This window comes from Nonomuraea sp. NPDC049695, from assembly GCF_040674955.1.
GTDB lineage: Bacteria > Actinomycetota > Actinomycetes > Streptosporangiales > Streptosporangiaceae > Nonomuraea > Nonomuraea helvata.
On sequence record NZ_JBFANV010000015.1, the window covers coordinates 42,395 to 55,298 of the forward strand.

At 71.7% G+C, this 12,904-nt stretch carries 10 protein-coding genes; 8 read left to right on the forward strand and 2 right to left on the reverse strand.

What is annotated here, in order from left to right; translation table 11 throughout:
• Positions 1 to 55 precede the first annotated feature (55 nt).
• From AB0J64_RS15965 to AB0J64_RS15990, 6 genes are all read left to right on the forward strand, one after another.
• On the forward strand, positions 56 to 1,042 hold the full coding sequence (locus AB0J64_RS15965) for a glycosyl hydrolase family 18 protein (RefSeq protein WP_364026775.1): 987 nt from the start codon (positions 56 to 58) through the stop codon (positions 1,040 to 1,042).
• A 108-nt stretch (positions 1,043 to 1,150) separates the two neighbouring features.
• On the forward strand, positions 1,151 to 1,420 hold the full coding sequence (gene rpsT / locus AB0J64_RS15970; RefSeq protein ID WP_364026778.1) for a 30S ribosomal protein S20: 270 nt from the start codon (positions 1,151 to 1,153) through the stop codon (positions 1,418 to 1,420).
• Between the two features lie 178 nt (positions 1,421 to 1,598).
• Positions 1,599 to 4,652 (forward strand): ABC transporter permease, encoded by a 3,054-nt coding sequence (locus tag AB0J64_RS15975; protein WP_364026781.1) that lies wholly within the window; start codon positions 1,599 to 1,601, stop codon positions 4,650 to 4,652.
• Positions 4,649 to 7,216, forward strand: a complete 2,568-nt coding sequence (locus tag AB0J64_RS15980; protein WP_364026784.1) for an FtsX-like permease family protein — start codon at positions 4,649 to 4,651, stop codon at positions 7,214 to 7,216. Before AB0J64_RS15975 ends, AB0J64_RS15980 begins: the two co-directional genes overlap by 4 nt.
• A complete protein-coding gene (locus tag AB0J64_RS15985) occupies positions 7,213 to 8,130 on the forward strand; it encodes an ABC transporter ATP-binding protein (protein WP_364026787.1) in 918 nt (305 codons plus the stop codon). The genes AB0J64_RS15980 and AB0J64_RS15985 overlap by 4 nt, the downstream gene beginning before the upstream one ends.
• Positions 8,123 to 8,815 carry an ABC transporter ATP-binding protein gene (locus AB0J64_RS15990; RefSeq protein ID WP_364026790.1) on the forward strand — a complete coding sequence of 231 codons (693 nt, stop codon included), beginning with the start codon at positions 8,123 to 8,125 and terminating at the stop codon, positions 8,813 to 8,815. The genes AB0J64_RS15985 and AB0J64_RS15990 overlap by 8 nt, the downstream gene beginning before the upstream one ends.
• On the opposite strand, the gene AB0J64_RS15995 is transcribed toward AB0J64_RS15990, so the two are convergent.
• Positions 8,808 to 9,998 carry an MFS transporter gene (locus AB0J64_RS15995; RefSeq protein ID WP_364026793.1) on the reverse strand — a complete coding sequence of 397 codons (1,191 nt, stop codon included), beginning with the start codon at positions 9,996 to 9,998 and terminating at the stop codon, positions 8,808 to 8,810. The genes AB0J64_RS15990 and AB0J64_RS15995 overlap by 8 nt on opposite strands.
• A 68-nt stretch (positions 9,999 to 10,066) precedes the next feature.
• On the opposite strand from AB0J64_RS15995, the gene AB0J64_RS16000 reads away from it, so the two are divergent.
• Both AB0J64_RS16000 and AB0J64_RS16005 read left to right on the forward strand, forming a co-directional pair.
• A complete protein-coding gene (locus AB0J64_RS16000; RefSeq protein ID WP_364026796.1) occupies positions 10,067 to 10,552 on the forward strand; it encodes a MarR family transcriptional regulator in 486 nt (161 codons plus the stop codon).
• Between the two features lie 83 nt (positions 10,553 to 10,635).
• A complete protein-coding gene (locus AB0J64_RS16005) occupies positions 10,636 to 11,766 on the forward strand; it encodes an epoxide hydrolase family protein (protein WP_364026799.1) in 1,131 nt (376 codons plus the stop codon).
• A 159-nt stretch (positions 11,767 to 11,925) separates the two neighbouring features.
• Here the strand turns inward: AB0J64_RS16005 and holA are convergent, their stop codons facing one another.
• Complete coding sequence (holA, locus tag AB0J64_RS16010; RefSeq protein ID WP_364026802.1) at positions 11,926 to 12,897, reverse strand: DNA polymerase III subunit delta; 972 nt, start codon at positions 12,895 to 12,897, stop codon at positions 11,926 to 11,928.
• Positions 12,898 to 12,904: the final 7 nt, after the last annotated feature.

Sequence of the window (12,904 nt, forward strand, 5' to 3'; positions counted from 1 at the left end):
GAAGTCCGTTTCGACAGGGTTGAGGTCAAGCAGTCTTTCATGGTGACATGCCCGGATGAATGCCCGAACCGTCATCCGCCGCGGCCTGCGCCTGCTCACGCTTGCCTTGGCCATCGTGGTCGCGTTGGCCGCTCTGATCGCCGCCGCGCTCCGGCTCCAGTTTACCGGTGCCGCGGCGGCCTGGGCGAAGAGCACGGGCAACGACGCCCTGTGGCTGGGCCACATGTGGGTGGACGGTCGCCGTACGGAGCGTGACGTCGAGCAGCTGGCGGTCCGGCTGCGCGCCACGGGTATCAAGGACGTGTACGTCCACTCGGGCCCTTTCGACTGGGACGGCACACTTAACCCCGCCAAATACCCCAGCGCCGGAAATTTCGTGAAGTGGATGCATGAGCGCCTTCCCGAGGTCCGCGTCTCCGCCTGGCTCGGCCAGTCCGTCGACAACGGCCTCGACCTGGACGACCCCAAGTCCCGCGAGAACGTCCTGGCCGGAGTCGCCGCCATCATGAAGCAGGGCTACGACGGCATCCACTACAACTTCGAGCCGATCGGCGACGACGACACCGAGTTCCTCGAGCTCCTCGACAGGACCCGGCAGCACACGAAGCTGCTGTCCACCTCCACCCCGCAGATCGAGCCGTACCCGGGGATGCGCCTGACCGCGAGGGCCGTCCTGGCTCACGACAAGTACTGGTCCGAGAGCTACTTCAAGCAGGTCGTGGACCGCGTGGACCAGGTCGCCGTCATGACGTACGACTCGTTCACGCCCCTGCAGTCCCTCTACGGCGGCTACGTGGCCCGCCAGGCCGAGCTGGCCCTGGACCTGGTGCCCGACGGCAAGTCCCTGCTCATCGGCGCCCCCGCCTACCACGACCACGGCGTCGCCTGGGGCGACGGCGCGGAGAGCGTCGCCATGGCCGCGGATGGCGCTAAACTCGCGCTCACGGAGCACGGCCGCCGGGAGCGCTTCGGCCTGGCCCTCTACGTGGACTTCGCCGCCACGGAGGAGGACTGGCAGGAGTACATGACGCGCTGGCGTTGATTTGAGCAGGCACCTGAGTTATTGGTAACCTGTACAACTGCGTGTGGCGCGCCCTCTCTCGAGCCCGCGCGCCCATCCATCACTTCAGACTTTCACCGAGGCTTCTTCGTGGCGAACATCAAGTCCCAGGTCAAGCGCAACAAGCAGAACGAGAAGGCGCGTCTGCGCAACAAGGCGGTCAAGTCGTCCCTGAAGACGGCCGTCCGCAAGTTCCGCGAGGCCGCCGAGCAGGGCGACGTCGCGCAGGCCGTCGCGCTGCAGAAGGCCGCCGCCCGCCAGCTCGACAAGGCCGTCAGCAAGGGCGTCATTCACAAGAACCAGGCCGCCAACCGCAAGTCCGCGATCGCCAAGCAGGCCGCGGCGCTGGCCACCAAGTAGAACACCTGGCGTAGCGACGCCGCACTCCCTCCTGGGGTGCGGCGTTTTCGTTTTCCGCACCCTTTTGTCACAGTTTCGATATCACACGCCTGTATCGGGTGCGTCACCGTTGCAAAGATCACCTTGCCTCCCGTCCGGCCCCTGCCCGAAGGTGCACTAAACGGGCGAAGGGGGATGCATGCGGGGGCCGCTGGTCGTCAAGCGGGCGTTCAGTGAGCCGCTGCTCCTCCTGGCCGCGTTCGGCTCGATCCTGCTGGCCACGACCACGCTGGTCGCGCTGACCATGTACGCCTCCTCCATCGCCGACGCCGGTGTCCGCAGGACGATGGAGACGGCCTCGTACCGCCAGATCGCCGCCACCATCAGCGCCCCCGTGACGGCGCAGACGTTCCCGAAGTTCGACCAGGCCGTACGCGCCGAGCTCGGCAAGGCGTACACCAGGCCGCCCGCCCTCACCACCAGCTTCCGCTCGGACTCCTACGTCATGCCCGGCCAGGACGGCCGGGAGCGGCCCGAGCTGCTCAGGTTCGGCAGCTATGACGGCCTCGACCGGCACGCCCGGCTCGTCTCCGGCGCCTGGCCGCGCGAGGCCGGCGACCGGGTGGAGGCCGCGATCTCACTGTCGGCGGCCTCGGCGACCGGGTTCAAGACGGGTCAGGAGTTCACCACGAAGGGCCGCCTGGACCCGCGCCCGGTCAAGGTGCGCATCGTGGGCGTGTTCCAGCTCAACGACCCGTTCGGCGAGCGGTGGGCGGGCGAGCAGCTGCTCAGCCGGGGCGTGGAGCGCGGCGACTTCACCACGTACGGGCCGCTCATGGTGCCGCGGCAGACGTTCGTCGCCCGCTTCGCCACAAATGTCAACGCCACCTGGACCGCCGAGCCCGACCTGCGCACGCTGACGCCCGCCCAGCTCCGGCCGATGGCCCGCGCGATCGACCAGGTGGGCGCGCGGCTGAAGGCGGACGGCTGCGGGAGTTGCGTGGCCGCCAGCCGGCTGCCCGAGATGCTGACCCAGCTCGACACCGCGTCCCTGGTGGCCCGCTCCACGATGCTGATCCCCGTGCTGCAGCTGCTGCTGCTGGCCGCGTACGCGCTGATGCTCACCGCGCGGCTGCTCGCGGACCACCGGCGCATGGAGGTGGCGCTGCTGCGCTCGCGCGGCGCGGGCACGGTGCGGCTGGCGGCGCTGGCGGGAGGCGAGGCGCTGCTGGTGGCGCTGCCGTGCGCGGTCGCCGCGCCGTTCCTGGGCCCGCCGCTGCTCGCGCTGGTCAACCAGTTGCCGTGGATCAAGGCGTCCGGGGTGCGGCTGGCGCCCTCGCCCGACCTGGGCACGTTCCTCGTCTCGTTCGGCGTGGCGCTGGCCGCGGCCGTGCTGCTGGTGCTGCCGGCGCTGGCGGGCGCGCGGCGCACGTACGTCGAGGAGCAGTCGGCGCGCGGTCGCGGCGGCGGGCGCGGCCTGATCGAGCGGGCGGGCGCGGACGTGGCGCTCCTGGTGGTGGCGGGGCTGGCGATCTGGCAGCTCCAGCACTACGGCGCGCCGGTCACCGCGACGGCCGCCGGAGCGCTCGGCATCGACCCGCTGATCATCTCCGGGCCCGCGCTGGCCCTGCTCGCGGGCGGCATGCTGGGGCTGCGGCTGGTGCCGCGCATCTCGAAGCTGGCCGAGCGGCTGACCTCCAGGCGGCCCACGCTCGCACCGGCGCTGGGGGCGTGGCAGGTGAGCAGGCGGCCGCTCAAGTACGCGGGCCCCGCCCTGCTGCTGACCATGGCCATCGCGATCGGCGTCGTGTCCATGGCCACCGCGTCCACCTGGCGGGCCTCGCAGCTCGACCAGGCCCGCCACCAGGTAGGGGCCGACCTGCGGCTGTCGGGGCCGCCGGACGGGCCGGAGCTGGGGGCGCTCGGGCGCGGGACGGCGTTCGCGGCGCTGCCGGGCGTCACGGCGTACTCCCCGGGCTTTCGCGGGCAGACCGAGGTGAGCGGGGAGAGCGCGCTGCTGCTCGGTGTGGACGCCACCAAGCTCGGCACGCTGTTCCACATGCGTCCTGACCTGTCTCCTCAGCCGGTCGGCGAGATGTCACGCGCGCTGGTGGGAGACCAGGCGGGCAAGCTGGACATTCCGGGTCAGCCGTCCATGCTGACGCTCCGGGCCGAGGCCGACGCGGACCTGCCGGCGCGGCTGGTGCTCTCCGACGCGCTGGGCGTGTGGCGTGATCTGCCGCTCGGCGTGCTGCACAAGGGCGAGAACCGGATCGACCTCGACCTCCGCGCTCTGGCCGGGCGCACCGGGAAGATCACGTACCCGCTGTCGCTGCGCGGCCTCGTCGCCGGCGCGCCGGAGGGCACCGTGAACCTGACCCTGACCGGCCTCAGCGCCGACGGACGCGAGCTGACGACCCCTCGTCTGGCCACGAAGGTGACACGCTCCACGGTGGCCCCCTTCGCGCCGCTGCCACGGCCGGGACCGCTGCCCGTGGTGCTCACCGCCGACCTGGCCGCCTCGCTCAAGCTGGCCGCCGGACAGGTCGGGCCCGCCAGCATCGACCGCAGGGTGCTCCAGGTCAAGGTGGTGGCCGTCGTGGAGAGCATGCCGACGACCGCCGCGGGACAGAAGGCCGTGCTCGCCGACTGGGGGACGCTGCAGTCGTACGAGCTGGCCGCGGCGCAGCTGCCCAGGCCCGCGACCGAATGGTGGCTCGCGGCGGACGACACCGCGCCCGCGGTGAAGGCGCTCAAGTCCCGGCCCGAGTGGGACGTGACCGCGCTCGACCAGCGGGAGCTGGCGGCCCAGCTGCAGGACGACCCCTTGGCCAGCGGGCTGCAGGGGGCGCTGATGCTCGGGTTCCTGGCGGCGCTGGTGTTCGCGGCGCTCGGGTTCCTGGTGAACGCGGCCGTCGCGGCGCGGGAGCGCAGGGGCGAGTTCGCGATCCTGCGGGCGCTCGGCGTGAGCTCGAGGCAGGTGTTCGGGCTGCTGGCGATGGAGCAGGCGTTCGTCATCGGCTTGTCCCTGGCCGCGGGCACCGGGCTCGCCGTGGTCGTCGGCGTGCTGGTGGTGCCGCACATCGTGCTGACCGGGCAGGCCTCGGCTGTCACGCCGGGTGTGGTGCTCGACATCCCGTGGGGCGCCACCGTCGCGATGCTGGCGCTGGTGGCGGCCGTGCTGTTCGCCATCGTGGCCGGGCTGGCCCGCCGATTGCGCGGAGACCACGGGCAACTCGTGGAGGAACGGTGAGGATCGCCCTGCTCGCCCGCGTGCACCTGGGCACGCTGGCCGTGCTCTTCGTGCTGGCGCTGAGCGCCTGCCTGCTGGTCGCGGGCCTGCCCAGGGCGATGCAGGCCTCGTTCGACGAGGCGCTGCGCCGCTCGCTGGCCGCTGCCCCCGCGTGGCAGGCCGACCTGACGGTGAGCGTGGAGTCGCGTTCGCCGGAGGAGGATCTGCACGAACGCGGCCAGTTCGACCTCCGCGACCGCCGCTGGCGCGAGATCCTTCCGGCCGCGCTGCGCCCGCTCGTGACCGGCTCGGGCCACATGAGCGCCAAGACCACCCGCACGCCCGTCACCGGGACCGGCGGCCAGACGTACATCAACCTGGGCTGGCTCTCGGACGCGGCCCAGCGCGTCGACTGGGTCCAGGGGCGCGCGCCCGGCAGGCCCTCGACCATGCGGTACGAGGGCGCGACGATCCCGGTGTTCGAGGTGGGCGTCGCGGAGGACGCCCAGCGCGAGATGGGCCTCCAGGTGGGCCAGCAGAAGATGCTCGGCGAGAACGACTACGTCGCCGTGAAGATCGTCGGCGTCTTCAAGGCCAGGAACCCGGCAGACCGCTACTGGAGCCACAACCTCGAGATTCTGCAGGTCACCAAGATCCAGCCGGCGGGCGCGCTGGAGTTCGAGAAGCACACCACGACCCTCATCTCCGACGAGGGCCTGGCCGCCCTCAGCAGCGAGGGACGCAACCTCTCCTACCACTGGATCCTGCCGATCGACGCCCGGCGGGCGAGCGCGCTGGCCGTGTCCGACGTGGACGCGGCGGTCGCCGAGTTCGGGCGGGTGGCCGCGCTGCAGTCCACGGGCAGCCCGTACCACCTGGACACCGGGCTGCCCAAGCTGCTCGCCGACTTCCGCGCCGCGCTGGGCACCGCGCAGACCGTGATGTACCTGGTGCTCGGCGGGCTGCTGGCGGTGGCGCTCGGCGTGATCGCGCTTGCCGTGCTGCTGCTGACCGACCGGCTCGACCACACGCTGACCGTGGCGCGGGCGCGCGGCGGGTCGCTGCGTCAGGTGGCCGGGGCCGCGGCCACGGTGACCGGGGTCGCGGTGGTGCCCGCCGGTCTGGCCGGATATGGACTGTCCTTCCTGGTCCCTGGCTCCGTGCTGCCGATCGTGCACCTGGGGCCGGCCGTCGTGGTCCTGGTGGCCGTCGGGTTCGCCGCCGCCCGGGTGGCCCGCTCGCATCGGGCCCCGCTGCACGAACGCCGCGACGACGTCGCCGCCGGCCGGGTCTCGGCTCGCCGCATCACGCTCGAGGTGCTGGTCGTGGCGCTCGCGCTGGCGGGGGCCTACCTGCTGCGGGCCCGCGGGCTGGCGGGCGGTGACCCGTTCCTGCTCCTGGTGCCGGTCGGGCTGACGCTGGCCGCCGCGTTGATCACCTTGCGCTGCTACCCGTACCCCTTGCGGCTCTTCGTACGGCTGGCCGCGCGCGGGCGGGCGGCCGTGCCGTTCCTGGGGCTGACCAGGGCGGCCAGGGCGCGCTCCGCCAGCGTGCTCCCGGTGCTGATCCTGCTGCCCGCGCTGGGCGTGTCGGTGTTCGCGGCGGTGATCTCCGACGGGATCGCGAGCACGCAGCAGCTGGCCGCCTGGCAGCAGGTGGGCGCGCCGATCAAGGTGACGTCGGAGATCGAGATCCCGGCCGCCACGATCTCGCAGGTACGCGGGCTCGCCGGGGTGGAGCAGGTGGTGACCGCCCAGACGGGACGGGTGCAGGTCGGGTACGGCGCGGAGAACGCGGAGGCCATCGCGGTGGACGTGGCGCAGTGGCGCCGGATCCTGGACGGCGCTCCCGTGAGCCTGCCCGCCCTGTCCGATGGCGCGCTGGTCTCCCCCGAGCTTCGAGGACGGGGGACGTTCGAGATCGGGTGGCAGTCGCGGGTCAAGCTCGCGACCCGGGGCGTGATCGACTCGGTGCCCGGTTTCTACACCGAAGGTAAGTTCATGGTCGTGCCTCTGAGCGTGCTGACCCGGCCGGCCGTGAACACGCTGCTGATCAAGGGAGACGTGTCTCCCGGTGCGCTGGCGCGGCTGATCCCGTCGGCGAGCGTGCGATCGCAGGAGCGGGCGTTGGGCGCCATCAGGGACGATCCGCTCACCCGTACCGTGCGCTGGGCGCTGGTCGTGGTGACGGTGGCGCTGGGCTCGTACGCGCTGGTCGCGGTCGTGCTGTCCCTGGTCGTCGGCGCCGCAGAACGGGCTCGGGCGGTGTCGTTCCTGCGGACGCTCGGGCTGTCGGACCGCCAGGCGCAGCGGCTGACCGTGCTGGAGATCCTGCCCATGATCCTGCTGACCGCTCTGGTCGGGCTCGGCCTGGGCCTCTTCCTGCCGTACGCGCTGGGGCCCGGTGTGAACCTCGCGTCGTACGCCGGTGGCCTGCCCGTCGGCGACTACTCGCTCGACCTGCTCATACCTCTTGCGCTGGCCGCCGGGCTCGCGGCCGTCGCCGTGCTCGGCGCGTACGCGCACACCGCCATCAGCCGCCGCCGCAACCTCGGCGCCGTCCTGCGAGTGGGGGACCTGACATGAACCCGACCCTGTCCGAGCTGGAAGCCAGGGCCACCCGGGAGAAGGCCGCGTTCGGCGGCGACGCGCACATCGTGTGCGACAACCTGGTGCGCATCTACAAGACCGAGGGCGTCGAGGTCGTCGCCCTGCAAGGGCTCGACCTGGTGATCGACAAGGGCGAGCTGGTGGCCATCGTCGGCGCCTCGGGGTCGGGCAAGTCCACGCTGCTCAACGTGCTGTCGGGGCTGGACGTGCCGACGGCCGGGGTGGCGAAGGTCGCGGGGATGGACCTCCTGTCCATGAACGCCCGTGACCGGCTGCGGTACCGGCGGTCCGTGGTGGGCTTCATCTGGCAGCAGACCGCGCGGAACCTGCTGCCGTACCTGTCCGCCCGGGAGAACGTCGAGCTGCCGATGAAGCTGGCCGGGCGCCGTGGAGGGCGGGCTCTCGAGCTGCTGGAGCTGGTCGGGGTCGGCTACTGCGCCGACCGCAAGGTTCCCGAGATGTCGGGCGGCGAGCAGCAGCGGGTGGCCATCGCCGTCGCGCTCGCCAATTCCCCACAGCTCATCCTGGCCGACGAACCCACGGGCGAGCTGGACAGCGAGACGTCGGAGCAGGTCTTCGACGCGCTGCGGAAGGCCAACAGGGAGCTGGGGGTGACCGTGGTCGTCGTGACGCACGATCCGCTGGTGGCCGAGCAGGTGGACCGTACGGTGGGCATCCGCGACGGGCGTACCAGCAGCGAGACGCTGCGGCGCGAGGGCGCCGAGGGGCAGATCGTCGCCGAGGAGTACGCGGTGCTGGACCGGGTGGGGCGGCTCCAGCTGCCACGCGACTTCATGAGCGCCCTCCAGATGGAGCGGCGCGTACGCCTCGAGCTCGAATCCGACCACATCGGCGTGTGGCCCGCCCGGGAGGAGCCCTCTGATGACTGATTCGCCCCTGCTCGTGGTGGAAGGGCTGCGCAAGGTCTACCGCAGCGGGCCCAAGGAGGTCGTGGCGCTGCGGGACGTGTCCTTCTCGGTGTTCCCTGGGGAGCTCGTCGCCGTGCGCGGGCGATCCGGCTCCGGGAAGACGACCCTGCTCAACCAGATCGGCGGCCTGGACAGACCGGACGCCGGGCGGGTGGTGGTCGACGGGCACGAGGTCACCGCCATGTCCGAGGACGCGCTACTGGCCTTGCGGCGGGACGTGGTGGGGTTCGTGTTCCAGTCGTTCGGGCTGATCCCGGTGCTGTCGGCGGCGGAGAACGTCGGGGTGCCGATGCGGCTGCTGCGGATGCCGATGGAGGAGCGGGAGGCTCGCATCCGGCTGCTGCTGGCCCTGGTGGGGTTGGAGCAGCATGCCAACCAGCGGCCGTACGAGCTGTCCGGGGGGCAGCGGCAGCGGGTCGCCATCGCGCGGTCGCTGGCGAACCGGCCCCGGCTGCTGGTGGCCGACGAGCCCACCGGACAGCTCGACTCGCAGACCGGGCGGCAGATCATGGAGCTGCTGCGGGCGCTCGTACGGAGTGAAGGGGTCACGGCCCTGGTCGCCACCCATGACCCCAGCCTGATCACGCTGGCCGACCGGGTGCTCGAGATCAGCGACGGCGTCGTGCAGGAGGCGGCACTCACCTGACCCTCTCCGGGGCGCCTTCCGCGGGAGCGTGCCGTCGCGACGGGAGGATGGCGGCGAGATTCGCGGCGGCGACCAGCACTCCGCCGGTCAGGGCGAGCGCCGTCACCCCGGTGACGCCGGCCAGCGGCGCCGCCACCGCCAGTCCGAACGGCCGCGACGCGAACGAGATGAGCTGGTCGAACGAGCGCACCCGCCCCAGCGCCTGCTCCGGGATCTCGTCGGCCACCACCGTCTCCCACAGCGGGCTGAGCAGCCCCAGCCCGAACATCGCCACGAAGTACGCGCCCGCCATCACCGCGGTGGGCGCCGTCACGGCCAGGGCCACCATGGGCAGCAGGTAGCAGGCGGCACCGGCCTGGACCACCGCCAGCGGCCTGCGGATGGGCAGCCGAGGAACGGCCAGCACGCCCAGGACCAGGCCGACCGTGCCGCTCTGCACGATCACCGTCCAGCTCACCTCGCCGCCGAGCTCCCGCACGGCCGTCACGGGCGCGAGCGTCAGGAACAACCCGGCCATGAAGTGCCACACGCCGTGCGCGAGCGTGCAGGCCAGGAACCATCGACGCCCCCTGACCTCCCGCCACCCCTCGGCCACGTCCCTGCCGAAAGAGGAGACCTTTCCGACATGAGACGCCGCGGGCGTGCGGATCCCGCCGAGAGTGAGCGCCGAGCAGGCGAACAGCGCCGCCGTGAGCGCGGCCGCCCAGCCGGGACCGGCGGCCAGCGTGACCGTCCCCGCCAGCGCCGGAGCGACGACCGCGGACAGGCTGGTGGCCACGCCGATGCGCGCGTTCATCCGCAGCCTGTCCGCGCCGGGGACCACCGCGACCACCAGCCTCGGCACGGCCGGGCTGCCGAACGCGATGGCCACCCCCGCCACGGCTGACAGCACCGCCAGATCGAGGAGCCGGTTCACGCCGAGCAGCAGCTCCACGGCGATGGCGGCCTGCGACAGGCACCGGGTCAGGTCGGCGAGCAGCGCGACCCGTTCGGGCCGGATCCGGTCGGCCAGCACCCCGCCCACGGGAAGGAACAGCAGGAGCGGCACCATCTCGCTCGCCAGCACGATGCCCAGCGCCCCGCCGTCCCCGGTCGCCCGCAGGACCGCGAGCGTCAGGGTGGTGGGGATGAGCGCGGTGGCGAGCGCGGACAGGCACCGCCCGATGAGGAGTCGCTTGATCACGGGTCAGCAGGATATTTCGCCAGCTAATGTTTCGTCAACAAAATACTTGCGGTCGTATGATCCGTTGCATGGAGGACTCGGTCGATCGCCACCTGGCCCGCTGGCGCGGCAGGGCCCCGTTCGACGAACGGGTGGAGGCGGTCGTGACGCGGATGCAGTTCCTCGTCAAGCATCTGGCCCACACCAAGGAGGCGGCGCTGAAGGAGGTGGGGATGCAGGACTTCGAGTTCGAGACGCTGCACCGGCTGGTGGCGCGCGACGGCTCGGCCACCCCGTCCGAGCTGGCCGCCGACCTCCTGCTCTCCCCTGCCGGGATGACGGGCCGGCTGGACACCCTGGAGCGATCGGGTCTGGTCCGTCGGGTGCGCAGCACGGAGGACCGCCGGCGGGTTGACGTCGAGCTCACCTCCAAGGGCCACGACCTCTGGATGGACGCGATGACGATCCGGGGGCAGGTGGAGGCCGACCTGGTGAACGCCCTCCCGCCCGCGGACCAGGCCCTCCTGGACGGCCTGCTCAACCGGCTCCTGGTTAAGGCGGAAGCCGGCCACTGATGGGCGCCCGGTAATCCATTTGAGCGAGGCAGGCCACCGGTGGTAGGCCAGTTACGTCATTTCCGGCGATTCGGAGGCAATACGTGGCCCCATCCCCCTTCCGCATCGAGGTGCCCGGCGACGTGCTGGACGACCTGCGGGCTCGCTTGCGTGCGACCAGGTTCACGGATCGCAGCGGGAAGCGGCCGTGGCAGGCCGGAGCCGACCCCGCGTACCTGCGGGATCTCGTGGCGTACTGGGCGGAGGGGTTCGACTACCGCGCCCGGGAGGCGGAGCTCAACGCGCTGCCGCACTACCGGGAGCGGGGCCTGCATTTCGTACGTGTCCCCGGGGCCGGTCCCGCGCCCATGCCCATCCTCCTCTGCCACGGATGGCCGAGCAGCTTCCTGGAGATGCTCCCCCTGGCGGCACGCCTGTCCGACCCCGCCCGCCACGGCGGCGACCCGGCCGACGCCTTCGACGTCGTGATCCCGTCCATGCCGGGCTTCCTCTACTCCGACCTGCCGGACGAGCCGCTCACCCGGGCCGCGATGGCGCGTACGCTGCACACGCTGATGACCGACACCCTCGGCTACGAGCGGTACGCCGCCTTCGGAGGCGACATCGGCGGAGGGGCCATCCAGTGGCTCGCCGCGCTTCATCCCGAAGAGGTGGCCGGGATCCACCTGATCCATCCACCGTTCCCCGCCTCGCTGGACGAGCCGCCCATGTCGGCGGAGGAGCAGGCGTTCATGGCGGCGGAGGAGGCGTACGACGAGCAGGACGGCGGCTACAGCGCCATCATGGGGACGCGACCCGACACCATCGCCGCCGCCCTGGTCGACTCACCCGCCGGACTGGCCGCGTGGATAGTCGACAAATATCGGGATTGGAGCGACTGCCACGGCGACGTGGAGTCCCGCTTCGACCGCGACACCCTGCTCACGATCCTGACGCTGTACTGGGCGACCGGCTCGATCGGCACCTCGTTCAGGCAGTACTACGACTGGGAGCACAACACCCCTCGTCCGCCGATCACGGTGCCGACTGCCATCACCCTCAGCCACGAACCGTGCATGGCCGGCATCCCCCGCTCGATCGCCGAACGATCCTGCACCGACCTCCGCCACTGGAGCGAACCTGGACGTGGGGGGCATTTCCTGGGGCTGGAGGAGCCGGAGCTGATGCATGGGGAGCTGACCACGTTCTTCCGCCCTCTCCGCCGCACCTCCTGACACCCGCCCAAGCTGCGCCCCTCGCCCCGCTACCCCGTCCCTGGAGAGAAGGCAACGCCGAAGTGCGAGGCCCGCACCCACCTGCGGGGCGAGGGCAGCTGGACGCTCGTGCACACGGCACCGCACGACACCACACCACGTCAGGGCAGGGGAGACCCGCTACCGCCCCGTGCGGCAGGCGACAATGACCTGCACCGTATGCTCCAACGCGTAGGCCGGGTCCGCTCCCCCGCCCTTGACCTGCTCATCCGCACTGGCCACAGCCTGGATGGCCCTGGACAACCCCTCGGGCCCCCACCCGTTCAGCTGCCGCTTGACCCGGTCCACCTTCCACGGCGGCATACCGACATGGCTGGCCAGCTGCCCGCCCCGAAGGTTGCGCGGCGCGCTGCCGACCTTGGCCAGCGAGCGCAGCCCACCGGCCAGCGCGCTCACCAGCAGGACGGGAGCGACCCCGGTGCCGAGAGCCCACCGCAACTGCTCCAGCGCGTCGGCCAGGCGGCCCTCGACAGCGGAGTCCGCCACGTTGAAGCCGGTCACCTCGGCCCGGCCCTTGTGATAGCGCGCCACGGCGGCCGCGCTGATCGTCTTGTCTTCCGTGTCGAACGCCAGCTGGCTGCAGGCCGCCGCCAGCTCCCGCAGGTCATTGCCCACGGCGTCGAGCAACGCCTGAGCCGCGTCGCCGGCGATGCTCCGCCCGGCCCGCTTGAACTCGCCCTTGATGAAGTCGAGCCGCTCCCCCGCCTTGGTGACCTTGTCGACCGTGACCACCTTGGCCCCGGCCTTCTTCACCCCGTCGACCAGCGCCTTTCCCTTCACCCCGCCTGGGTGCGCCAGCACCAGCACGGTGTCGTCGGAGGGCTGCTTGGCATAGACGACGATCTCGGCGATGACTTCCTTCGCCAGATCCTGCGCCGATCGGATCACCACCACGGACCGATCGCCGAAGAGCGACGGGGAGGTCAGTTGCGTCAGCTCCCCGACACCGACCTTGCCGCCCACGAGGTCATGCACCTCGACCGCCGGGTCAGCGGACCGAGCCGCCGCGACGACACCGCTGACCGCCCGCTCGGCCATCAGCTCCTCATCGCCGAGGACCAGGGTCACAGGTGCTGGATCGGTTCCCGCCATGTCAGGA